Annotated in this window: 21 protein-coding genes; 9 read left to right on the forward strand and 12 right to left on the reverse strand. The window is 72.6% G+C overall.

Translation table 11 applies throughout. The annotated features are described in order from the left end of the window. The first annotated feature begins 50 nt into the window (after positions 1-50). The gene (locus AW273_RS39070) at positions 51-1,865 is read left to right on the forward strand and encodes a WD40 domain-containing protein (protein WP_062347790.1); all 1,815 of its coding nucleotides are present in this window, start codon (positions 51-53) and stop codon (positions 1,863-1,865) included. After that, complete coding sequence (locus AW273_RS10760; protein ID WP_062347792.1) at positions 1,850-4,219, forward strand: Tex family protein; 2,370 nt, start codon at positions 1,850-1,852, stop codon at positions 4,217-4,219. The genes AW273_RS39070 and AW273_RS10760 overlap by 16 nt, the downstream gene beginning before the upstream one ends. Before the next feature lie 160 nt (positions 4,220-4,379). Here the strand turns inward: AW273_RS10760 and AW273_RS10765 are convergent, their stop codons facing one another. From AW273_RS10765 to AW273_RS10775, 3 genes are all read right to left on the reverse strand, one after another. Next, entirely contained in the window at positions 4,380-5,030 is a 651-nt protein-coding gene (locus AW273_RS10765; RefSeq protein ID WP_062347793.1) for an HAD family hydrolase, read from the reverse strand. A 246-nt stretch (positions 5,031-5,276) separates the two neighbouring features. Beyond that, on the reverse strand, positions 5,277-5,777 hold the full coding sequence (locus AW273_RS10770) for an HAD domain-containing protein (protein ID WP_063909916.1): 501 nt from the start codon (positions 5,775-5,777) through the stop codon (positions 5,277-5,279). Continuing rightward, a complete protein-coding gene (locus AW273_RS10775; protein WP_062347799.1) occupies positions 5,774-6,028 on the reverse strand; it encodes a helix-turn-helix domain-containing protein in 255 nt (84 codons plus the stop codon). Before AW273_RS10775 ends, AW273_RS10770 begins: the two co-directional genes overlap by 4 nt. 65 nt (positions 6,029-6,093) lie before the next feature. Here AW273_RS10775 and map point away from each other — a divergent pair, with 65 nt between their 5' ends. The 4 genes from map (at position 6,094) to AW273_RS10795 (ending at position 9,953) form a co-directional block, all read left to right on the forward strand. Then, complete coding sequence (gene map, locus AW273_RS10780; RefSeq protein ID WP_062347802.1) at positions 6,094-6,861, forward strand: type I methionyl aminopeptidase; 768 nt, start codon at positions 6,094-6,096, stop codon at positions 6,859-6,861. A gap of 38 nt (positions 6,862-6,899) precedes the next feature. Further along, positions 6,900-7,541: an alpha/beta hydrolase gene (locus AW273_RS10785; protein ID WP_062347804.1), complete on the forward strand. Its 642-nt coding sequence runs from the start codon at positions 6,900-6,902 to the stop codon at positions 7,539-7,541. A 247-nt stretch (positions 7,542-7,788) separates the two neighbouring features. Further along, positions 7,789-8,367, forward strand: a complete 579-nt coding sequence (locus AW273_RS10790) for an ATP-binding cassette domain-containing protein (RefSeq protein WP_062347806.1) — start codon at positions 7,789-7,791, stop codon at positions 8,365-8,367. Continuing rightward, positions 8,364-9,953 (forward strand): ABC transporter permease, encoded by a 1,590-nt coding sequence (locus AW273_RS10795; RefSeq protein WP_062347807.1) that lies wholly within the window; start codon positions 8,364-8,366, stop codon positions 9,951-9,953. Before AW273_RS10790 ends, AW273_RS10795 begins: the two co-directional genes overlap by 4 nt. A gap of 40 nt (positions 9,954-9,993) precedes the next feature. On the opposite strand, the gene AW273_RS10800 is transcribed toward AW273_RS10795, so the two are convergent. From AW273_RS10800 to AW273_RS37830, 4 genes are all read right to left on the reverse strand, one after another. After that, positions 9,994-11,250: a glycosyltransferase gene (locus AW273_RS10800; protein ID WP_062347809.1), complete on the reverse strand. Its 1,257-nt coding sequence runs from the start codon at positions 11,248-11,250 to the stop codon at positions 9,994-9,996. Further along, entirely contained in the window at positions 11,247-11,870 is a 624-nt protein-coding gene (locus tag AW273_RS10805) for a TetR/AcrR family transcriptional regulator (protein WP_062347996.1), read from the reverse strand. Before AW273_RS10805 ends, AW273_RS10800 begins: the two co-directional genes overlap by 4 nt. A 229-nt stretch (positions 11,871-12,099) precedes the next feature. Continuing rightward, positions 12,100-13,131, reverse strand: coding sequence for a PP2C family protein-serine/threonine phosphatase (locus AW273_RS10810; RefSeq protein WP_062347998.1), 1,032 nt, complete (start codon positions 13,129-13,131; stop codon positions 12,100-12,102). Then, positions 13,128-13,418 carry a hypothetical protein gene (locus AW273_RS37830; RefSeq protein WP_062347811.1) on the reverse strand — a complete coding sequence of 97 codons (291 nt, stop codon included), beginning with the start codon at positions 13,416-13,418 and terminating at the stop codon, positions 13,128-13,130. The genes AW273_RS10810 and AW273_RS37830 overlap by 4 nt, the downstream gene beginning before the upstream one ends. A gap of 235 nt (positions 13,419-13,653) precedes the next feature. Between AW273_RS37830 and AW273_RS37835 the strand changes: the two genes are divergently transcribed. Then, the gene (locus AW273_RS37835; protein ID WP_198168106.1) at positions 13,654-14,022 is read left to right on the forward strand and encodes an STAS domain-containing protein; all 369 of its coding nucleotides are present in this window, start codon (positions 13,654-13,656) and stop codon (positions 14,020-14,022) included. Here the strand turns inward: AW273_RS37835 and AW273_RS10825 are convergent. Continuing rightward, positions 14,019-14,507 carry a MarR family winged helix-turn-helix transcriptional regulator gene (locus AW273_RS10825; RefSeq protein ID WP_062347814.1) on the reverse strand — a complete coding sequence of 163 codons (489 nt, stop codon included), beginning with the start codon at positions 14,505-14,507 and terminating at the stop codon, positions 14,019-14,021. The genes AW273_RS37835 and AW273_RS10825 overlap by 4 nt on opposite strands. 188 nt (positions 14,508-14,695) lie before the next feature. Further along, complete coding sequence (locus AW273_RS10830) at positions 14,696-14,923, reverse strand: hypothetical protein (protein WP_062347816.1); 228 nt, start codon at positions 14,921-14,923, stop codon at positions 14,696-14,698. A 70-nt stretch (positions 14,924-14,993) separates the two neighbouring features. Here AW273_RS10830 and AW273_RS10835 point away from each other — a divergent pair, with 70 nt between their 5' ends. Continuing rightward, complete coding sequence (locus tag AW273_RS10835) at positions 14,994-16,697, forward strand: glycoside hydrolase family 15 protein (protein WP_062347818.1); 1,704 nt, start codon at positions 14,994-14,996, stop codon at positions 16,695-16,697. Between the two features lie 18 nt (positions 16,698-16,715). Then, positions 16,716-16,973, forward strand: coding sequence for a hypothetical protein (locus AW273_RS10840; RefSeq protein WP_062347819.1), 258 nt, complete (start codon positions 16,716-16,718; stop codon positions 16,971-16,973). Here AW273_RS10840 and AW273_RS10845 read toward each other — a convergent pair. The 3 genes from AW273_RS10845 to AW273_RS10855 are packed head-to-tail and all read right to left on the reverse strand — an operon-like array spanning position 16,934 to position 19,262. Next, positions 16,934-17,767: a PHP domain-containing protein gene (locus tag AW273_RS10845; RefSeq protein WP_062347821.1), complete on the reverse strand. Its 834-nt coding sequence runs from the start codon at positions 17,765-17,767 to the stop codon at positions 16,934-16,936. The genes AW273_RS10840 and AW273_RS10845 overlap by 40 nt on opposite strands. 4 nt (positions 17,768-17,771) lie before the next feature. After that, positions 17,772-18,128: an Lsr2 dimerization domain-containing protein gene (locus AW273_RS10850; RefSeq protein ID WP_062347824.1), complete on the reverse strand. Its 357-nt coding sequence runs from the start codon at positions 18,126-18,128 to the stop codon at positions 17,772-17,774. 42 nt (positions 18,129-18,170) lie between these two features. Next, positions 18,171-19,262 (reverse strand): MBL fold metallo-hydrolase, encoded by a 1,092-nt coding sequence (locus AW273_RS10855; RefSeq protein ID WP_062347826.1) that lies wholly within the window; start codon positions 19,260-19,262, stop codon positions 18,171-18,173. Positions 19,263-19,332: the final 70 nt, after the last annotated feature.

Raw genomic sequence — 19,332 nt, forward strand, 5'->3', positions numbered from 1 at the left:
CGGCTCGTTCTCCTGCCGTCATCCTGACAATCTGGAATGCTGCCGGTCATATGCGCCTAAGAGTCACGCCCATCGGCGAACCGCTGACCGGCCATTCCGCCCCCGTCGCCGGGGTGGCCCTCCATCCCGGCGGCGAACTGATCGCCACCTCGGACGACACGGGACTCATCCGCTACTCCACGGGCGTGGAGATGAGCGGATCCCCGTACACGATGACCCTGGCCTTCCACCCCGACGGCCACCTGCTCGCCTCCGGGGGCGAGGACGGCGTCGTCCGTCTCTGGGACCTCTCGGGGGTCCCGGCCGGCGAACTGAAGGGCCACGACGACGTCGTGACCGCCGTCGGCTTCCACCCCGACGGCCACCTGCTGGCCAGCGCGGGCTGGGACCACTCCGTCCGCCTCTGGGACCCGGTGACCCGCATGCCGGTCGGCGACCCGCTGACCGGGCACACCGGCCGGGTCGCCGAACTGGCCTTCCACCCGGCCGGGCACCTGCTGGCCACCGCCGCCAAGGACGGCACGGTCCGCCTGTGGGACGCCGGCACCGGCCAGCCGATCGGCGACCCGATCCCCGGCGAGGGCGTCGCCTTCCTCGCCGGACGGCTGGTGATCGTCGGCCCCGACCGCCTCGCGCGGGCCGACGACGAGGTGATCACCCCCGAGCCGGTGTCCGGGCTGACCACCCGCGGCGACGTGCTCGCAGCGGTGAACTGGGACGGCTCCATCTCCCTGTACGACCTGAGCGCCACCCCCCTCGCCCGGGTGACCGGCCACACGGGCGTGGTCCAGGCGCTGGCCCTCGGCCGGTCGCTCATGGTCAGCGCCGACGACCGGGGCGAGGTCCGGCGGTGGCGGGTCGACGGGCCGCCCGGCGAGCTGCCCGGCGAGCCGCCCGACGAGCCGGCCGACCGGGTCGCCCGGCTGCGCCGCTCGCTGGTGACCCTCCAGCACACCCACGCGGTGGCCCGGCGGGTCCGCGACGACCTGCACCGCCGCCTCGAAGAGCGCGACGACCTCGTGCGCCGGCTCACCGCCCGCGTCGAGGAGCTCGAGACCCGGATGACCTCGGCGGTGGTCGCCCGCCGGTTGACCGGCCACGACGCGCCGGTCCACGGGGTGGCGTTCCACCCGCGCGGCCACCTGCTGGCCACCGCCGACCGGGCGGTCCGGCTCTGGGACCCGGTGACCCGCGACCAGCTCGGCGACCCGCTGCCCGGCGGCCCGGTCGTGGCCTTCCACCCGGGCGGCCACCTGCTGGCGGCGGCCTGCGCCGACCACACGGTCCGGCTCTGGGACCCCGGCACCCGGCGTTCCTTCGGCGAGCCCCTGACCGGGCACACCGGCCCGGTGACCTCGGTGGCCTTCCACCCGTCGGGCGACACCATCGCGACCGCGAGCGCCGACGGCACGGTCCGCGTGTGGGACGTCGTCATGGGCCGCCAGGTGAGCGAGCGGCCCGGGACCCGCGTGGCCTTCGCCGGCGCCGACCTCGTCGTCGGGGCCACGGCCGCGTGCGGCCATCTCGTGGCGACCGCCCTGCCGGGGGGCGCGGTGGCGCTGGAGAACCGGCGGACCGGCGCGCGGCGCGAGCTGACCGGCCACACCTCCGACGTGCGGGCCGTCGCCTTCGACGGCACGGGCGAACTGCTGGCCACGGGGGGCGGCGACCGTGCCGTCCGGATCTGGGACACCGCGAGCGGCGCGGAGCTGGGCGTCCTCACCGGCCACACCTCCGCCGTCAACGGCGCCGCCTTCCATCCCGACGGCCACCTGCTGGCCACCACCTCGGACGACTGCACCACCCGGCTGTGGCCGACCAGGCTCGGCGGGCACGCCGGTCCGGCAGAATGGGCCGGAGCCTAGGGAGAAGGAAGATCGTGATCCAGTCGATCAACCAGCGGATCGCCGAGGAACTCGGCGTACGTGAGCGGCAGGTCGCCGCGGCCGTCGATCTGCTCGACGGCGGCGCGACGGTGCCGTTCATCGCCCGCTACCGCAAGGAAGCGACCGAAATGCTCGACGACGCGCAACTGCGCGCGCTGGAGGAGCGGCTGCGTTACCTGCGGGAGATGGAGGAGCGCCGCGCCGCGATCCTGGAGTCGATCCGGTCGCAGGGCAAGCTCGACGACGCGCTCGAGGCGCAGATCATGGCGGCCGACTCGAAGGCCCGGTTGGAGGACATCTACCTCCCCTACAAGCCGAAGCGCCGCACCAAGGCCCAGATCGCCCGCGAGGCCGGCCTCGAACCGCTGGCCGACAAGCTGCTCGCCGACCCGAACCTGGATCCGGCGGCCACGGCGGCCGGCTTCGTCGGCGAGAACGTCGCCGACGCCGCGGCGGCCCTGGAGGGCGCCCGCGCGATCCTGATCGAGCGCTTCGGCGAAGACGCCGACCTGATCGGCACCCTCCGCGAGTCGATGTGGAACCGGGGCCGGCTGATCTCGGCCGTCCGCGAGGGCAAGGAGGAGGCGGGGGCCAAGTTCTCCGACTACTTCGACTTCGCCGAGCCGTTCCCCAAGTTGCCCTCCCACCGCGTCCTGGCGATGTTCCGGGGCGAGAAGGAGGAGGTGCTCTCCCTCACGCTGGAGCCGGAGGAGCCCCAGGAGGGCCCGTCGACGTTCGAGGTGCGCATCGCGACCCGGTTCGGGATCTCCGACCAGGGGCGTCCGGGCGACAAGTGGCTCTCCGACACCGTGCGGTGGGCCTGGCGCACCCGCATCCTCGTCCACCTGGGCATCGACCTGCGGATGCGGTTGTGGCAGGCGGCCGAGGACGAGGCCGTGCGGGTGTTCGCGGCCAACCTGCGCGACCTGCTGCTGGCCGCCCCGGCCGGCACCCGGGCGACGATGGGCCTCGACCCCGGCCTGCGCACGGGCGTGAAGGTGGCCGTGGTCGACGCGACCGGCAAGGTCGTCGACACCGCCACGATCTACCCCCACGAGCCCAAGCGGCAGTGGGACCAGTCGCTCGCGGTGCTCGGGGCGCTCTGCCAGAAGCACAAGGTCGAGCTGGTGGCGATCGGCAACGGCACCGCCTCCCGCGAGACCGACAAGCTCGCCGGCGAGCTCGTCGGGCTGGTGCCCGGCCTGACCAAGATCATGGTGTCGGAGGCGGGCGCGTCGGTCTACTCGGCGTCGGCCTTCGCCTCGCAGGAACTGCCCGGCCTCGACGTGTCGCTGCGCGGCGCGGTCTCGATCGCCCGCCGCCTGCAAGACCCGCTGGCCGAGCTGGTCAAGATCGACCCCAAGTCGATCGGCGTCGGGCAATACCAGCACGACCTGGCCGAGCAGAAGCTCTCGCGGTCGCTCGACGCGGTTGTCGAAGACTGCGTGAACGCCGTCGGCGTCGACGTCAACACCGCCTCGGCCCCGCTGCTGACGCGGGTGTCGGGCATCGGCTCGACGCTGGCCGACAACATCGTGCAGCACCGCGACGCCAACGGCCCGTTCCGGTCGCGGTCGGCGCTCAAGCAGGTGCCGCGCCTGGGCCCGAAGGCGTTCGAGCAGTGCGCGGGCTTCCTGCGCATCCCCGGCGGCGACGACCCGCTCGACGCCTCCAGCGTCCACCCCGAGTCCTATCCGGTGGTCCGCAAGATCCTCACGGCGACCGGCGGCGACCTGCGCACCCTGATCGGCAACACGGCCGCGCTGCGGTCGCTGAAGCCGGCCGACTTCGTCGACGGCGTGTTCGGCCTGCCGACGGTGACCGACATCCTGGGCGAACTGGAGAAGCCCGGCCGCGACCCGCGCCCGGCGTTCAAGACGGCCGCCTTCCGGGAGGGCGTCGAGAAGATCTCCGACCTGCAGAAGGGCATGATCCTCGAAGGCGTGGTCACGAACGTGGCGGCCTTCGGGGCCTTCGTCGACGTCGGCGTCCACCAAGACGGGCTGGTCCACGTGTCGGCCATGTCGAACACGTTCGTGAAAGACCCGCGCGACGTCGTCAAGCCCGGCGACATCGTGAAGGTGAAGGTCCTTGAGGTCGACATCCCCCGTAAGCGCATCTCACTGACGCTGCGCCTGCAGGACGAACCGGCCCGCCAGCAGGCCCCGCGCCAGGAACGCGGCGACCGGCAGCCGCGCCCGGACCGCCAGGACCGCCAGCCCCGCCAGGGCCGCCAGCAGGACCGCCGCCAGTCGTCGCCGCCTCCGGGCGGCGCGATGGCCGAGGCGCTGCGGCGCGCGGGCCTGACCGACGACGGCGGCAAGAAGCGCTGAGTCCGCCGAAGGGCCGGCCACGTGTCGTGGCCGGCCCTTTTGGGCACGGGTGATCGACGGAGGAATCATCCGATGAATTCATCCGCCGCCGGTTACACCGTTCAATGGGCAGCCCCGGCCCGAGCCCTGTCTCCTCCTCGGGGCCGGGTGCGTTCATGGGTCAGGTTCGCGCGAGGAGTGCCGGGAGTTCGCGCATGTCGTGGAAGACCGTGGTGTTCGGCCCTTGGAGCCAGTGCGCGGGCGTGAGGCCGCCGGCGTAGCCGAGAGCGCGCATACCGGCCGCGCGGGCTGCCTGGACTCCGTATTTGCTGTCTTCGACGACCACGCAGGCGGAGGGGTCGACGCCCATCCGCCTGGCGGCGTGAAGGAACAGGTCGGGGGCCGGTTTGCCGTGGGTGACCTCGCTCGCGCTGAAAATACGGCCTTCGAAGTACGGGTGGATTCCGGTGCGGCCCAGAGTGCGGCGCATCGTGTCGTGGCTGCCGCCGGAGGCGACGCAGCTGGGAATCGTGAGGGTGTCGAGGACTTCGAGGATGCCGTCGACCGGGGTGAGCTCGGCGTCGACGGCCGTGCGGTGCAGTCGCTCGAATCTCTCCTGCCAGAGCGCGGCCAGGGCTCGGCCCACTCGCGCGGCGATTTGTTCTCCGTTGGAGAGGGGAGACCGGCCGATGAACTTATCGATCACCTCGGCTTCGGTCAGCGGCCAGCCCAGATCGGCGCCCAGAGCGACATGGAGGCGCACGGCCAGGCGTTCGCTGTCGACGAGCACGCCGTCGCAGTCGAAAATGACCAGTTCAATCGGAGTGATCACCCCGGAACCCTAATACGATCACGGCGGTTCGCGGCGAGGTCGACCAGCGCGCCTGGCGTGGATCATCCCGACCTTGCCGACGGTGACGACCCGGCAGTCGCCGCCGTGCTCGGTGACGGTCGGCCTCCCGGCCTCCCGGGCTCGTCGGCGCCAGGGGCGCCGTCTTCTGTGGGTCGCCGTCGACGCCACCCTTCGGGGCCCCACCCAGCGAAAACCCTCCGAACTGCGTGAATACCAAGGGCCACGTCACCCCGTCGTGAGCCAGGCACGCGCCTGCCGGAAGTGGGCGTCGCGGATGCCCCGGCCCGAGCCGACGTGCAGGAGCCGGAACCGCCCGACGTTCGGATGGGCTTCAAGCCAGAGCCGGTCGGCCCGGCCGAGGTCGTCGTCGAACCACACGAAGGGGCGGCGGTCGACGTAGTCGGCGACGGCCGGGATCTTCCAGCAGCAGCCGGGTCCCTCCGCGCCCCGGCCCCTGTCGACCTCGATGACCGGCAGTTCGGGCAGCCCGAGGATGGGGCCGACGCTGGTGTTGGCGTCGTGCTGCCAGGTGGTCGCCCACACCAGTTCGGCCCCGGTCGCGTCGGCGAGCGCCAGCAGCAGCGGGCCGTGGGCCGGGTTCAGCCACAGCAGGTAGGGCTGCCCGGCGGCCGTGCACGTGTGCGGCCCCCACTCCGGCCCCGGCCGCCGGAACGGGTTCAGCACCCCGTCGACGTCGAGGAGGATGAGGGGCCGTCCGGTCGTCAGGCGGCGCGCTCCGCCGTGGTGATCTCGGCGAGGACGTCGAGGGAGATGCCCAGCGCGGCGGCCAGGGCGGCGATGGTGAAGAACGCCGGGGTCGGGACCCGGCCGGTCTCGATCTTGCGGAGGGTCTCGGGGCTGATGCCGGCGGTGGCGGCGACCTCGGTCATGCTGCGGTCGCCGCGCGCCTGGCGGAGGACGGCGCCGAGGCGGTTGCCGCGTTCGTGGTCGAGTTCGGTGAGCGGTGGTCGGACCATGCACGCGATCATAGCAACACGTGATAACAATACCGGTATAAGTATTGGATCCACGGGAGCAGACCATGGTTGAGATCAAGACCGCCACCGAACTGGACGCCATGCGCGAGGCCGGCCGGGTGGTGGCCAGAGCGCTGAAGGCCGCCCGCGACGCCATCCGTCCCGGAGTGCGGCTCCTGGAACTGGACGAGATCGCCGCGACCGTCATCCGGGAGCACGGCGCCAAGCCCGCCTTCCTGCACTACCAGCCGGGATTCGCGCCGACCCCCTTCCCCGCCGTCATCTGCGCCTCCGTCAACGACGTGATCGTGCACGGCATCCCCGACGGCTACCGGATCCGCCAGGGCGACGTGGTCACCGTCGACTGCGGCGCCTACCTCGACGGCTGGGCCGGCGACTCGGCGTTCACGGTGATCGTCGGCCCCGGCGACCCGGCCGACCGGGCCCTCGTCGCCACCGCCGAGAAGGCCCTGGAGGCGGGCATCGCCGCCGCCGTGCCGGGAAACCGGCTCGGTGACATCGGCGCGGCGATCGGCGCGGTCGGCCGGGCCGCCGGCTACGGCATCCCGCGCGACTTCGGCGGCCACGGCATCGGCCGGCACATGCACGAGGACCCCCACGTCGCCAACGAGGGCCGGCCCGGCCGGGGGCTGGTCCTGAAGGCCGGGATGACGCTGGCCATCGAGCCGATGTTCATGGCCGGGGGCAGGGACCGCTACCTGACGGCGCAGGACGGCTGGGCCCTGCACACCGTCGACGGCAGCCGGGCCGTGCACGTCGAGCACAGCATCGCGGTCACCGACGACGGCCCCCGGGTGCTGACCCTCGTCTAGCACCCGTCCGTTCCGGCCACCGCTCCGAATGAGATGTCATGGAGAGCATGCCGTACACGACCGTCTATCCCGCCCAGGGCGCGACGCGCCTGGTCACGCTGGTGCTGCACGGCGGCAGGGAGATCGGGCCCGGCCCGACGAGCGCATGGCAGCCCGCCGTCCTGCGGATGTTGCCGTTCGCCTGGGCGGTCCGGAACGCGGGGGCGCGGCGGGGCGTCGAGGTCTGGCGGGTGCGATACCGGGTCCGCGGCTGGAACGGCCCGGCCGCCTCACCCGTCGCCGACGTCGAACAGGTGCTGGAGCAGGTCCGGCTCGCGCACGGGATCGACGTCCCGGTCGTCATGGTCGGCCATTCGATGGGCGCACGGACCGCCCTGCGGGCCGCCGGGCACCCGAACGTGCGGGGCGTCGCGGCGCTGGCGCCCTGGTTGCCGAAGGGAGAGCCGGTGGAGCAGCTCAGGAACCGGCGGCTGCTGCTGGCCCACGGGACCGATGACCGGACGACCTCCCCCAGGGCCACCCACCACTACGCCGGCCGGGCCCGGGAGGTGACCCGGGACGTGGAGGTGGTCGACGTGCCCGGGGAGAACCACGCGCTGGTGCGCGACCCCGGCTACTGGCACGAGCTGTCGGCGGAGTTCGTGCTCTCGTTCCTGCCGGGCAGCCCGAGCGGGCGCTGACGGGGGCTTTGATCCGCGGCATGGCCCGCGCGCACCGGGAACCGTCCCGCATCCGCTCGGCCGTGCCCCTGCCGATGCCCCCGCCCTGGCCGGCTGCCGAGAGCTTCGTGTCGGGCCGGGACGAGATCGGCCGGCGACCGCCGGGCTGGAAGACTTCCGTCACATCGATCGGCGGAGTACCGTCCTTCGTGGTGTGCCGGGAAGCCTGGTCGGCGATCGTCCTGTCCGATCGGCTTCTGGAGCCCCCATGCCGGAAGGCAACGCCGTCCTCGTCCACGGCCTCACCAAACGGTTCGGCCACGTTCCCGCCCTCAACGGTCTCGACCTGGAAGTACGGACCGGCGAGGTGCACGGTTTCCTGGGCCCCAACGGGGCCGGCAAGACCACCGCGTTACGGATCATGCTCGGGCTCCTCCACGGCGACACGGGCAAGGTCGAGGTCCTGGGCGGCCATCCCTTCCGTGACGCGGTCGCGCTGCACCGGCGGCTGGCCTACGTCCCCGGCGACGTCACGCTGTGGCCTGGCCTGTCTTGCGACCGGGTCACCATCATCCGGGACGGGCGCGCGGTGGAGTCGGGCACCCTGGCCCAGCTCAGACATCTGACCCGGACGTCGGTCACCGCCGACCTGGCGGCGCTTCCTCCGGGGCTCGGCGATCTGTCCGGCGTGCACGGCCTGGAGGTGAGCGGCACCCGGGTGAGCATGGAGGTCGACGCCGACCACCTCCAAACGATCATCACCGCGCTCACCCGGGCCGGGCTGCACGGCCTGACCTGTCAGCCGCCCACGCTGGAGCAGCTCTTCCTCCGGCACTACACGTCATGACCGGCACCCGCGTCCTGCTGCGCCTGGCACTGCGCCGCGAGCGCCTGCCGCTGCCGCTCTGGATCCTGGTGATCGTGGCCCTGCCGGTCGGCACGGCCTCGGCCGTCGCCGAGCTCTACCCCACCACCGGCCAACGGCTGGCCCTGGGCGGGACGATCACGGCCAACCCCGCCCTCCAGGCGCTGACCGGCCCGGTGTACGACGCCGCTACCGTCGGCGGGCTGACCGCCTGGCGGGCCACCACCATCGCCGCCGTGCTGGCCGCCCTGATGAGCGCCCTGATCGTCATCCGGCACACCCGGGCGGAAGAGGAGAGCGGACGCGCCGAGCTGATCGGCGCCGCTCCCGTCGGGCGGTACGCGCTGCCCGGCGCCGCGGTGCTGACCTCCGTCCTGGCCAACGCGACGATCGCCGCGCTGCTGACGGCGGGACTGGCCGGGCGGGGGCTGCCGTTCGCCGGCTCGCTCGCCTTCGCCGGATCGGTGGCCGGCGCGGGGCTGGTGTTCACGGGAATCGCCGCCGTCGCCGCGCAGGTCGTCAGCGGTGCGCGGCCCGCGAACTCGATCGCGGTCGGCGTGCTGGGCCTGTCCTTCCTGCTCCGGGCGGCCGGAGACGCGGCCGGGAACGACGCCGTCTCCTGGTTGTCACCGCTCGGATGGGCGCAGCGCACGCGGGCGTTCGCCGGGGAACGGTGGTGGGTGCTTCCGCTCTTCGCCGTCGTGACGCTCGCTCTCCTTTTCGTCGCCGACCTGCTGGCGCGGCGGCGGGATCTCGGTTCGGGGCTGGTGGCCGAGCGGCGCGGGCGTGGGTCCGCCGCGCCGTCGCTGCGGTCGCCGCTCGCACTCGCCTGGCGGCTCCACCGGGGCGCCCTGGCCACCTGGGCGGTGGCGTTCACCGTGGTCGGCGCGGTGTTCGGGGCGCTGGCCGAAACCGTGGGCGACCTCGTCGAGGGCAACGAGCGGATCGCCGGCCTGCTGGCCGCGCTCGGCGGGGAGAACGTCCTGGTCGACACGTTCTTCGCCACGCAGCTCGATCTGTTCGCCCTGGTCGCCGGGGGTTATGCCGTCCAGGCGGCGCTCCGGCCCCGGTCGGAGGAGGTCGCCGGGCGGGCCGAACCGGTGCTCGCCACCGCCGTGCCGCGACGGCGCTGGCTCCTCGGCCACGTGGCGTGGTCGCTGGCCGGGTCGGCCGTCGTCCTGGCCGCCGCAGGGCTGGCCGGTGGCCTCGCCCACGGTCTGCGGGTCGGTGATCCGGCCGGTCAGGCGGTCAGAATCCTCGGCGCGGCCGTCGCCCAGGTCCCGGCCGTATGGGTGTCGGCCGGGTTCGCGGTTCTGCTGTTCGGGGTGGTGCCGCGGGCCACGGCCGTCGCGTGGGCGTTGCTGGTCGACTTCGGCGTGCTCGACCTGTTCGGGCCGCTGTTCCGGCTCGACGAATGGGTCCGGCAGCTCTCTCCGTACGCCCGCCTGCCGGTCCTGCCCGGCGGAGAGTTCACCCCGCTCCCCTACGTGTGGTTGTGCCTGACCGCCGTGCTGCTGATCGGAGTGGGGGTCGCGGGGTTCGTCCAGCGGGATCTGCGACCGGACTAGGACCGGGCTGTTTCGTTCTCCGGACAGGACGCACCACGGTTCAGCGGCCGAGCGACTCCAGGACCGCGACCGCGGCGGCGACGCCGTTCTCGGCCCTCATCCTCCGGCCCAGCACGGGCGCGCGGGCGGCCAGGCCCGGGTCGGTGACCGCCTGCGTGATCGCCTCGGCCAGGCCCTCGGCCGTCAGGCGGCGCTGCGGCTGTGGCGGGGGCGCGACTCCGGCCGCGTGGACGCGGGCGGCCCAGAACGGCTGATCGGCGACGAAGGGACAGAGCACCTGCGGGCGCCCTGCGGCCAGCGCGGCACCGGTCGTGCCGCCGCCTCCGTGGTGGACCACCGCCGCCATGCGCGGGAAGAGCCGGTCATGAGGCGCCTGGTCGAGCAGCATGACGTTCCCGGGCAGGTCGGCCACCCTCATGCCGCCCCAGCCGGACACCAGGACCGCGCGAACCCCCGCCATCTCCGTGGCCGCGATCACGATCCGGCCGACCCTGGCCGGGTCGGTGCCCGCCATGCTGCCGAATCCGATCGAGACCGGCGGCGGGCCGTCGTCCAGGAAGGCGGCCAGTTCCTCCGACGGCCGCCAGCCCTCGGCGGCCGGGAGATACCAGAAGCCGGTGGTGTGCACCCAGGCCGGATGGCCGGGGTCGGCGGGCAGCAGCTCGGGGCTGAACGCCTGCAGCACCGTGGCCGGGCCGCCGTCGGCCCGGCGCAGGGGGTCGTGCCGTCCGCGCCGTCGCGGCAGTCCGAGATCGTTTTTCCGTACGTCGTCCGCCACGCCCGCGAACGATCGCAGCATCAGCCTGATGGGCAGGTAGCTCGCCCGGTTCAACGCCCGGGGCAGCGCGACGGGCAGCATCGGATTGGGGAAGGCGCCGGTCGGCACCCACACGGGCTGGAGGGCGACCGGCACCGACGGCACGCCGAGCCTCTCCGCGACGTGGTGTCCGGGGATGCCGGCGATGTGCACGACCAGGTCGGCGCCTTCGGCGGCCGTGCCGGCCATGTCCTTGATGACCTGGGCCATGAGGGGCCTGCTGCGGCGCATCACTCGAAGAGCGACCTTCTTGCCGCGCAGGCCCCGGTAGTTGGTGTCGACGGCCTCGCGGATCTCGGGTTCGTCCAGGAGGGTGTTCGGGCCGTCGTGGAGCGGCAGGAAGGGCAGGTCGTAGTGCCCCGTGAAGGAGGCCGGGGCGGCGAGGACCGCCTCGTGCCCGGCCTGTCGTAAGGCGTGGGCCAGCGCCGCGAAGGGCTGCACGTCGCCGCGGGTGCCGTGGGTGAGCATCAGTACCTTCATCGCGTTTCCCGTTCCTTCCTGACCGCCTCCCAGGCGGTCAGCGCGCGGTCGTCGGCGAAGACGCCTCGGGTGAACATCTCGACGGCGGCCCCGGAGTAGCGCATGGTGGCGTCGATGCCGTGCAGGTCGTCGACGTCGAGCGCGCGGGCCAGGTGGCTCTCCAGGACCAGCGGGGCCAGCAGCCACGAGACGTAGACGGCGGCGCGGGCGTGCGGGTCGGCCGCCGGGTGGGCCCAGCCCTCACGGGCCCCGTCGGCCAGCCATTTCCCGGTCAGCGTGACGATCTCGTCGAACAGTGCCGCCGCGTCGGCCGAGCCGTCGAGCAGGGCGCGGGCCAGGTAGCGGCGGACCGGGGTGGCCGCCTCCAGCATCGCGGCCAGGCCCGAGGTGTCGGAGAGCACGCCGGAACCGGCCCCGCGGATCGCCTCGACGACGTAGCCGTCGCAGGCTCGGCGCAGCCCCTCCTTCGACCCGAAGTGGTGCAGCACCAGCGCCGGAGAGACCCCGGCGGCCGTGGCGACGGCCCGGACGCCGACCCCGGCGGCCCCATCGGCGCCGAACAGCTCCAGGGCCGCGTCACGGATGCGGGCCCGGGCCGTGAGGTCATCGGTTGAACGCATGTTCAGCATGCTAAACGATCGTACAGTGGCGATGGCGTCAAGAAGACGTCAAGAATCCAGCCCGGGGCGTATTGATACCGTTTGTTGTGATGTGCCGGACGTTCCGCCGTCGGGGCGAGATCCCCGTCGGGAGATCATCGATGGCGGTAGCGGTGCCGATCAGGTGGTGGAGGCGCGGTTGGCCGCGCCGATCTCCAGGACGGTGCCCGACAGGCCGTCGGGCAGGCGATCACCGTCGGACCAGCAGCATGGCCGCGTCGTCGGGCAGCGGCCCGCCGACGTGGCCGATCAGGTCGGCCCGCAGGTCGTCCAGCGCTCTCTGGGGATCGGGCTGGCCGAGAAGGCCGAGGCGGTCGGTCAACGGGTAGAACGCCCCGTTCCCGTCGCGGGCTTCGATCACGCCGTCGGTGTAGAGGAGCATCTGATCTCCCTGGGTGAACGGCACCCGCAGTGGTTTGGGCCCGGGCAGTCCCAGCGCGGCCAGTCCGAGGGGGAGGCTGTCCTCCTCGGGTTCGAGCAGCACGGCCCGCCCGTCGTGGCGGATGACCAGGGGCGGGGGGTGTCCGCAGTTCAGAACGGAGATCTCTCCGTCGTGCGTTTCGGCGATGACGGCGGTCACGAACGTCTCTCCGCTCAGGTGCCGGGCGAGGCTGGCCTCCAGACGTTCGCCGACCCCGGAGAGGTCGTCCTCTTCGTAGGCCGCCTCCCGGAAGGCCCCGAGGACCCAGGCGGCCGTCTCGACGGAGGCCAGTCCTTTGCCCTGGACGTCGCCGATCAGCAGGCGCACCCCCTTGGGCGTGGTGACCACCTCGTAGAGATCGCCGCCGATCTGGGCCTCGGCGGCGGCGGAGGTATAGGACAGCGCCACCCGCAGATCGCCGGCCCGGCGCGGGACCGGCCGCAGCAGGACCCGCTGCGCCGCCTCGGCCACCAGCCGGAGGTTCGCCAGTTCCCGCTCCCTTTTGAGCCGTAGATGGCTGACCACGGTGGCCGCGCAGGTCACCCCGACGATCGTCGCCAGGGTGACGTTGTTCTGCCGGGTGAACAACAGCTCGTTGTAGGCCGCCAGCGGCACGCACAGGGCGAGCGCCACCAGGCCCGTCACGGCCGTGCGCCGGACACTTCCCACCGCGGCGCCGAACGTGGGCCCGAGAGTCAGGAGGGGAAGGAACCCCAGCGTCGGGCCCGCGACGACGTCGGCGACGGCGACGGCGAGCATCACCGTGACCGGCAATGCCCCGAGAACCGCCTGCGGCCTCATCTCACGCACCTCTTTCTCCGCGCCGACCCGATGCTCTGCCCGTCAAAGACGGTTGCATACTGCAATGGTCTTACGCTCGTCCCGAGCACCCGCATTCCGTCGCCGAACGGCACGGCGAACAAGGCGATGTCGTCGGGCCGCAGACGGACGGGGCCGAACGCTCCGTCGCCTGACAGGGGACCAGAGACCGGGAACAGCGCCACGGTCGGCAGGATCGTGCGGTTGGCCGGGCTGGACAGCGGCACCGCGAGCAGGGCCGCCGCGAACGGGGGCGGCAGTGCGGCCATCACGGGCCTCCGGGAGGGCTGTCGATCGGACGGCTTGGACATTGCCGACCAGACTTCCCGGCGCACCGTGATCGACCTTATCAGCGAGGCCATTGCTTGCGGTAGCAAACATTGCATATTGCAGCTGTCTGCTAGCGTGAGCCGTAGGTGTGCCGGGAAGTCTGGTCGGCGAGTCCGTGTTCGCGCTCCGCGCTGGAGGCCGCCATGCTCGTCCGCAGTCCTCTCCCGGCCCGTCATGGCTGAGGTGTCCGTCTCCCAGTTCATGATCGTCGGCCGGATCGTCATTCTCCAGATCGGCGGCGAACTGGCGGTGGACAACTGCGGCGAGGTCCAGCAGGGCCTCGCCCGCGCCCTGGCCGTCCACGACCCGCCTCGCCTCGTCGTCGACCTGAGCGAGCTTTCCTCCTCCGACTCCTACGGACTCGCCGCCCTCATGGGAGCGGATCGGCATGCCCGTGAGACGAACGGCCGGATGCTCGTCGCGGGCGCCACCGATCTCGTCCGGGTGGAACTGCGCAGGCGAGGTCTGGATGAGGTGCTCACGCTCCGGCGAACGGTGAGTGAGGCCATCGTCGAGCTGCGGATGTTCTCGCCGGACGGTTAGAGGGACGGCCAGCCGAGAGGGTGCGCGGCCACCGGGGGCTCGCCGCCGGCCTCGTTGAACGCCGCCATGGCCGTCACGAGTGCCTGGCGCTGATCACGGGTGAGCCGGGAGACGATCTTCTCGATCTCGGCGCCGCGGCGGGCGGTGACCTCGTCGACGACGCGCCTTCCCTCGGCGGTGAGCCGGATCAGGCTTTCCCGCCGGTTGTCCGGGTTGGTGGCTCGCCTGACCAGGTTCGCGTTGGCCAGCCGGTCGGCCATCCGCATCGCCGTGGACGGGTTCACGTCCAGGGCCTCGGCCAGCGTCACCAGCTTGGCCTCACCCCGCCCGGCCAGGACCACCAGCAGCCGGAACTGGGGCAGCGTGACGGCCTCGTCGACCGAGCCCAGGGAGCGTGCCGCGATCGACACCAGCAGCCGCGACCCGGTCAGCACCGCGGAGACGACGGCGTCGAGATCGCCGTCGTCGGCACGCTCATCACTCATGAGGATTTTCTACACGCATGCCCGCACCGCGGCGTACAGCACGCCGATCGAGGAGGTCTTACTCCGGCGTCGGCGACGTCGGCCCGTACGCGGAATCGCCGGTCCAGCCCGGTCAGCCTCGGCAGTCGGGCCAGTTGCGGGCTCGGGGTGCTCAGCAGTAGTCGCCGCGTCACCCGACCGCCCTGTGGCTACACGTCCTTTTTCTCCGATTTGGCGCGAGGTCTGCCGGCCCGCTCCCGATGGGTGGCGAACCACTCCCCGACGACGAGCGCGCACGTGGCCGCCAGCCCGGTCACGACCATGCCGACGAGGAAAAGAATCCAGTCCTGCGAAATTCCCGCGGAGACGGTAAAGAAAAGGAAGAGGATGAACGCGAAACAATAGACGATCAGACGGACGTTTCGCGGCACTCTCATATCGGCCTCCTACCCCGCCGTCCGGTCGAGGTAGGCTCGGAAGGCGAAAGCCCGGTGAAGGAGTCTTTCCATGAAAAATGGAGGCCACCGAGAATTCACCCCGCAGACACTACGCCAGTACGCATTTCTCGCCGACGGCTATCGCGGCGCGCTCATCGGCCCGATGGGTGACATCGGCTGGTTGTGCATGCCGCGCTGGGATTCGGACGCCGTCTTCGCGAGCCTGCTCGGCGGCGCCGGCCTCTACGCCGTGACGCCCGCCGACCGCCGATTCGTCTGGGGCGGCTTCTACGAGAGCGGCTCGCTCATCTGGCACAGCCGCTGGGTCACCTCCACCGGCATCCTGGACTGCCGCGAGGCCCTCGCGCTCCCCGCCACGCCCGACCGGGCGGTGCTGCTCCGCCGGATCAGCACCCTGGACGGCCCTGCCAGGGTGACCGCGATCCTCGACCCACGAGCCGGTTACGGCCGGGAGCCGGTGCGCGACCTCCACCAGGACGCGTCGGGAAGCTGGACCGGCCGCACGGGCGACCTCCACTTCCGCTGGACCGGCGCCGACGACCTGCTGATACACCCTGGACACTGTCACGACCTGGTGCTGGAGCTGTCCTGCCGCCCCTTCGACACGGCGCCCGTCGACGCCGAGACGGCCTGGCGCACCACCGAACAGTGGTGGCGGAGCGGCCGGCCGTCCTTCGCCGACCGGGACAACATGCTCGCCCACGCCGTACTGCGCGGCATGAACACCCCGGGCGGCGGCCTGGTCGCCGCGGCCACCACCTCCCTGCCGGAACGCGCCGACGCGGGCAGGAACTACGACTACCGCTACGCCTGGATCCGCGACCAGTGCTACGCCGGTCACGCCGCGGCGGCCGCGGGCGACGGCCCCCTCCTCGACGCGGCGACCGGCTTCATCACCGCCCGGCTGCTGACCGACGGCCCCGGCCTGGTGCCCGCCTACACCGCCGCGGGCGGCCGGGTGCCGGACGAGCAGCCGCTGCCCTTCCTCCCGGGCTACCCGGGAGCGCCGGTCAAAGTGGGCAACCACGTCAACGACCAGTTCCAGCTCGACGTCTTCGGCGAGACCCTCGTGCTGCTGGCCGCCGCGGCCCGCCTCGACCGGCTGGACTCCGACGCGTGGCGGGCGGTGGAGACGGCCGCCGACGCGATCGCGCTCCGCTGGAGAGAGCCCGACTCCGGGATCTGGGAGCTGGACCGGCGGCGATGGGTGCACTCGCAGCTCGCCTGCGCCGCCGGGCTGAAGGCCGCCGCCGCCGTGGCCCCCGCCCGGCAGGCCGCGAAATGGCGGGACCTCGCCCACGGCATCCTGACCCACACCACCCTGTACGGCCTCCATCCGTCGGGACGCTGGCAACGTGCCTTCGACGATTCCCGGGTGGACGCGTCCCTGCTCATCCCCGCGGTCCGCGGCGTCCTGCCCCCCGAGGACCCGCGCGTCGTCGCCACGCGAGCCGCCGTCCACGCCGACCTCGAACGCGACGGCCACGTCTACCGGTTCCGGCAGGACCGGCGCCCGCTCGGCGAGGCCGAGGGCGCCTTCGTCCTGTGCGGCTTCGTCGCGGCCCTCGCCGCCCACCGGAGCGGCGACCGCGTCCAGGCGACCCGCCTCTTCGAACGCAGCCGGGGAACGTGCGGACCACCGGGTCTGTACTCCGAGGAGTACGACATCACCGAGGGCCAGTCGCGGGGCAATCTGCCCCAGGCGTTCGTGCACGCACTCGCCCTGGAGGCCGCGGCGACCTTGTCCACGTGACCGGAGGAGCCGGTTCGCATGTGCCCGGTCGAGCGCGGCCCGCGCCGGATCGATAGCGACGATTACTCGGTCGCCGCCCTGGGCACCCGCGCCTCGGCGCTGGTCACCAGCCGGGATCCCGTCATCGGCACCGGGATGGGCACGGCGGTCAGGAGCGGGGTGCGGTTCGACGCCCTGCCGCCGGCCGGGCGGACGCCGTTCCCGGGCGTCCCCTCCGGATGGTCAGGGGCCCGAAGTCAGGTACGGCTCGGCACCGCGTCGAGCAGCGCCTCGTAGGCCTCGGGCGCGGTCGTCTCGCAGCCCAGGCGGTGGCCGGTCAGCTCGCCGTGGTCGTCGCTCGACCCGGTCACGACCAGCCCGAGGTCTTCGGCCAGGCCGCGCAGTTCCGCGCGGGCCGCCGTGGTGTGGTCGCGGTGGTCGACCTCGATCCCGGTCAGGCCCGCCGCGGCCATGTCGGCGATCCACTCGTCGGGAACCACCCGGCCGCGCTTGGCCGACCTCGGGTGGGCCAGCACCGCCACCCCTCCGGCGGCGCGGGTCAGTTCGACGGCGCGGACGGGGTCGAGGGCGTAGCGCGCCACGTGGGCGCGCCCGCCCGATCCGATCCAGCGGTTGGAGAAGGCCTCTTCGAAGTCGGCGACGGCGCCCACCGCGACCATCGCCCGCGCCACGTGGGGGCGGCCGACGACGCCGCCGCCGGCGATGCGCTCGACCATCTCCATGGTGATCGGGACGCCGAGCTCGATCAGCCGGGCCACCATCTCGGCGGCCCGGCCGTCTCTGGCCTCGCGGATCAGCGCCGTCTCCCGGGCCAGGCCCGGGTGGTCGGGGTCGAACAGGTAGGCGAGCATGTGGATGCTCATGCCGTCGCGGCGGCACGACAACTCCATGCCGGGCACCAGGGTCAGGCCGTCGGGCAGGTTCGCCAGGGCCTCGGCGTGGCCGCCGACCCCGTCGTGGTCGGTGAGGGCCAGCACGTCGAGACCGGCCTCGCGGGCGCGCCACACCACCTCGGCGGGGCGTTCGGTCCCGTCGGAGGCGGTGCTGTGGCTGTGGAGGTCGATCCGCACCCGATCAGGATTCCACGGGCTCCCGCTGCGCCGCCACGAAGGCGTCGATCACGTCTTCCGGCAGTTTCCCGCGTGCGGGGACCTCCATGCCCTGGGCCTTGGCCCAGTCGCGCACGTCGGTGTTGGTGAAGCCCTGCAGCTTGCTCGGCTCGGCGGGCTTGCGGCCCCGCCCGGCCTGCTTGACCTCACGGCCCTTCTCGATCGCCAGCTCGATCAGGCCGACGGCCTCGGCGAGCCGTTCGTTGTTGGCCTCGGACAGGTCGATCGCGAACAGCTTGTCGAGCAGGCGGAACTCCCGCCGCGAGACGTCTTCCCCTTCGGACGCGTCGAGATCATCGATCAGGACGACCTTCTCGGCCACGTGGCTACTCCCCCGGTCTTCACGATTACGGAAGCCGACAGCCTATTCGATCTGCTGCCACCACCCGTCCACAAGCGGCGGCTCGTCGACCGCGAACCGCTCGCCGGGCCGGGGCACGGCCAGGTGGACGCCGCGGCCCTTCGCCTCGCGCCACAACCGTTCGACCGGCTCGCCCCACGAGTGGAAGGCCAGCGTGAAGGTGCACCAGTGGACCGGCACCAGCAGCCCGGCGTTCAGGTCGAGGTGGGCGCGGACCGCCTCCTCGGGCGTCATGTGGATGTCGGGCCAGCTGTCGCTGTAGGCGCCGATCTGCACCAGCGCCACGTCGAACGGGCCGTGGCGGCGGCCGATCTCGGCGTACCCCTCGAAGTAGCCGGAGTCGCCGGTGTAGAAGACCTTGCGGCGTTCGCCCGCCACCACCCACGAGCCCCACAGGGTGGTGTTGCGGGTGAAGGAACGGCCGGAGAAGTGGCGGGCCTCGGTGACCGTGAGGGTGAGGCCGCGGACGGTGACGCTCTCGTTCCAGTCGAGCTCGACGATCCGCGACTCGGGCACGCCCCACCGCTCCAGGTGGGCGCCCACGCCGAGGGGGACGACGAAGGGCGCGTCCTGGAAGCCGGTGAGGGCCTGGACGGTCCGCATGTCGAGGTGGTCGTAGTGGTCGTGGGAGATCACGATGGCGTCGAGCCGGGGCAGCATGTCGATCGGCTGCGGCGGCCTGTGGTTGCGCCGGGGGCCGGCGAACGGCACCGGCGAGCACCGGTCGCTCCACACCGGGTCGAACAGGACCCGGCGGCCCTCGATCTCGGTCAGCACGGTCGCGTGGCCGTACCAGACGACGTCGAGGTCGCTGATGGGGTCGGACGCGGGCGTGACCACGGGGATGACGCCACGCGGGCGGCGCCGCTCGCCGCCGAACAAGAGGTCGCGGAGGATCTTGGCGGTCTCCTCGCGCGAGGTGACGGCCGCGGGCGCCGAGTTGGCGAACGCGGTGCCGCGGAACTGCGGGGAACGGCGGACCCTTTCGGCGCGCGCGCCGGTGGGGTCGGCGCCCATCGCCTCGGGGACGTCGCGCAGCTTCCACGCGACTCCAGCGGCCAGTGCCCCCGCGACAAGCCATCCGGTTTTTCGCATACGAGGAATGGTGTCACAGCCCCTTGATCAGCCGGTCGGGAGACACCGTGTCGCGTCGTGAGTGGCTACA

This window comes from Herbidospora yilanensis (assembly GCF_001570565.1).
Lineage (GTDB): Bacteria > Actinomycetota > Actinomycetes > Streptosporangiales > Streptosporangiaceae > Herbidospora > Herbidospora yilanensis.

Coding starts and splice junctions, on each gene's coding strand:
- AW273_RS39070 (WP_062347790.1), top strand. CDS start 51: ATGCGCCTAAGAGTCACGCCCATCGGCGAACCGCTGACCGGCCATTCC.
- AW273_RS10760 (WP_062347792.1), top strand. CDS start 1,850: ATGGGCCGGAGCCTAGGGAGAAGGAAGATCGTGATCCAGTCGATCAAC.
- AW273_RS10775 (WP_062347799.1), bottom strand. CDS start 6,028: ATGGTCCGACCACCGCTCACCGAACTCGACCACGAACGCGGCAACCGC.
- map (WP_062347802.1), top strand. CDS start 6,094: ATGGTTGAGATCAAGACCGCCACCGAACTGGACGCCATGCGCGAGGCC.
- AW273_RS10785 (WP_062347804.1), top strand. CDS start 6,900: ATGGAGAGCATGCCGTACACGACCGTCTATCCCGCCCAGGGCGCGACG.
- AW273_RS10790 (WP_062347806.1), top strand. CDS start 7,789: ATGCCGGAAGGCAACGCCGTCCTCGTCCACGGCCTCACCAAACGGTTC.
- AW273_RS10795 (WP_062347807.1), top strand. CDS start 8,364: ATGACCGGCACCCGCGTCCTGCTGCGCCTGGCACTGCGCCGCGAGCGC.
- AW273_RS10800 (WP_062347809.1), bottom strand. CDS start 11,250: ATGAAGGTACTGATGCTCACCCACGGCACCCGCGGCGACGTGCAGCCC.
- AW273_RS10805 (WP_062347996.1), bottom strand. CDS start 11,870: ATGCGTTCAACCGATGACCTCACGGCCCGGGCCCGCATCCGTGACGCG.
- AW273_RS10810 (WP_062347998.1), bottom strand. CDS start 13,131: ATGAGGCCGCAGGCGGTTCTCGGGGCATTGCCGGTCACGGTGATGCTC.
- AW273_RS37830 (WP_062347811.1), bottom strand. CDS start 13,418: ATGGCCGCACTGCCGCCCCCGTTCGCGGCGGCCCTGCTCGCGGTGCCG.
- AW273_RS37835 (WP_198168106.1), top strand. CDS start 13,654: ATGGCTGAGGTGTCCGTCTCCCAGTTCATGATCGTCGGCCGGATCGTC.
- AW273_RS10825 (WP_062347814.1), bottom strand. CDS start 14,507: ATGAGTGATGAGCGTGCCGACGACGGCGATCTCGACGCCGTCGTCTCC.
- AW273_RS10830 (WP_062347816.1), bottom strand. CDS start 14,923: ATGAGAGTGCCGCGAAACGTCCGTCTGATCGTCTATTGTTTCGCGTTC.
- AW273_RS10835 (WP_062347818.1), top strand. CDS start 14,994: ATGAAAAATGGAGGCCACCGAGAATTCACCCCGCAGACACTACGCCAG.
- AW273_RS10840 (WP_062347819.1), top strand. CDS start 16,716: ATGTGCCCGGTCGAGCGCGGCCCGCGCCGGATCGATAGCGACGATTAC.
- AW273_RS10855 (WP_062347826.1), bottom strand. CDS start 19,262: ATGCGAAAAACCGGATGGCTTGTCGCGGGGGCACTGGCCGCTGGAGTC.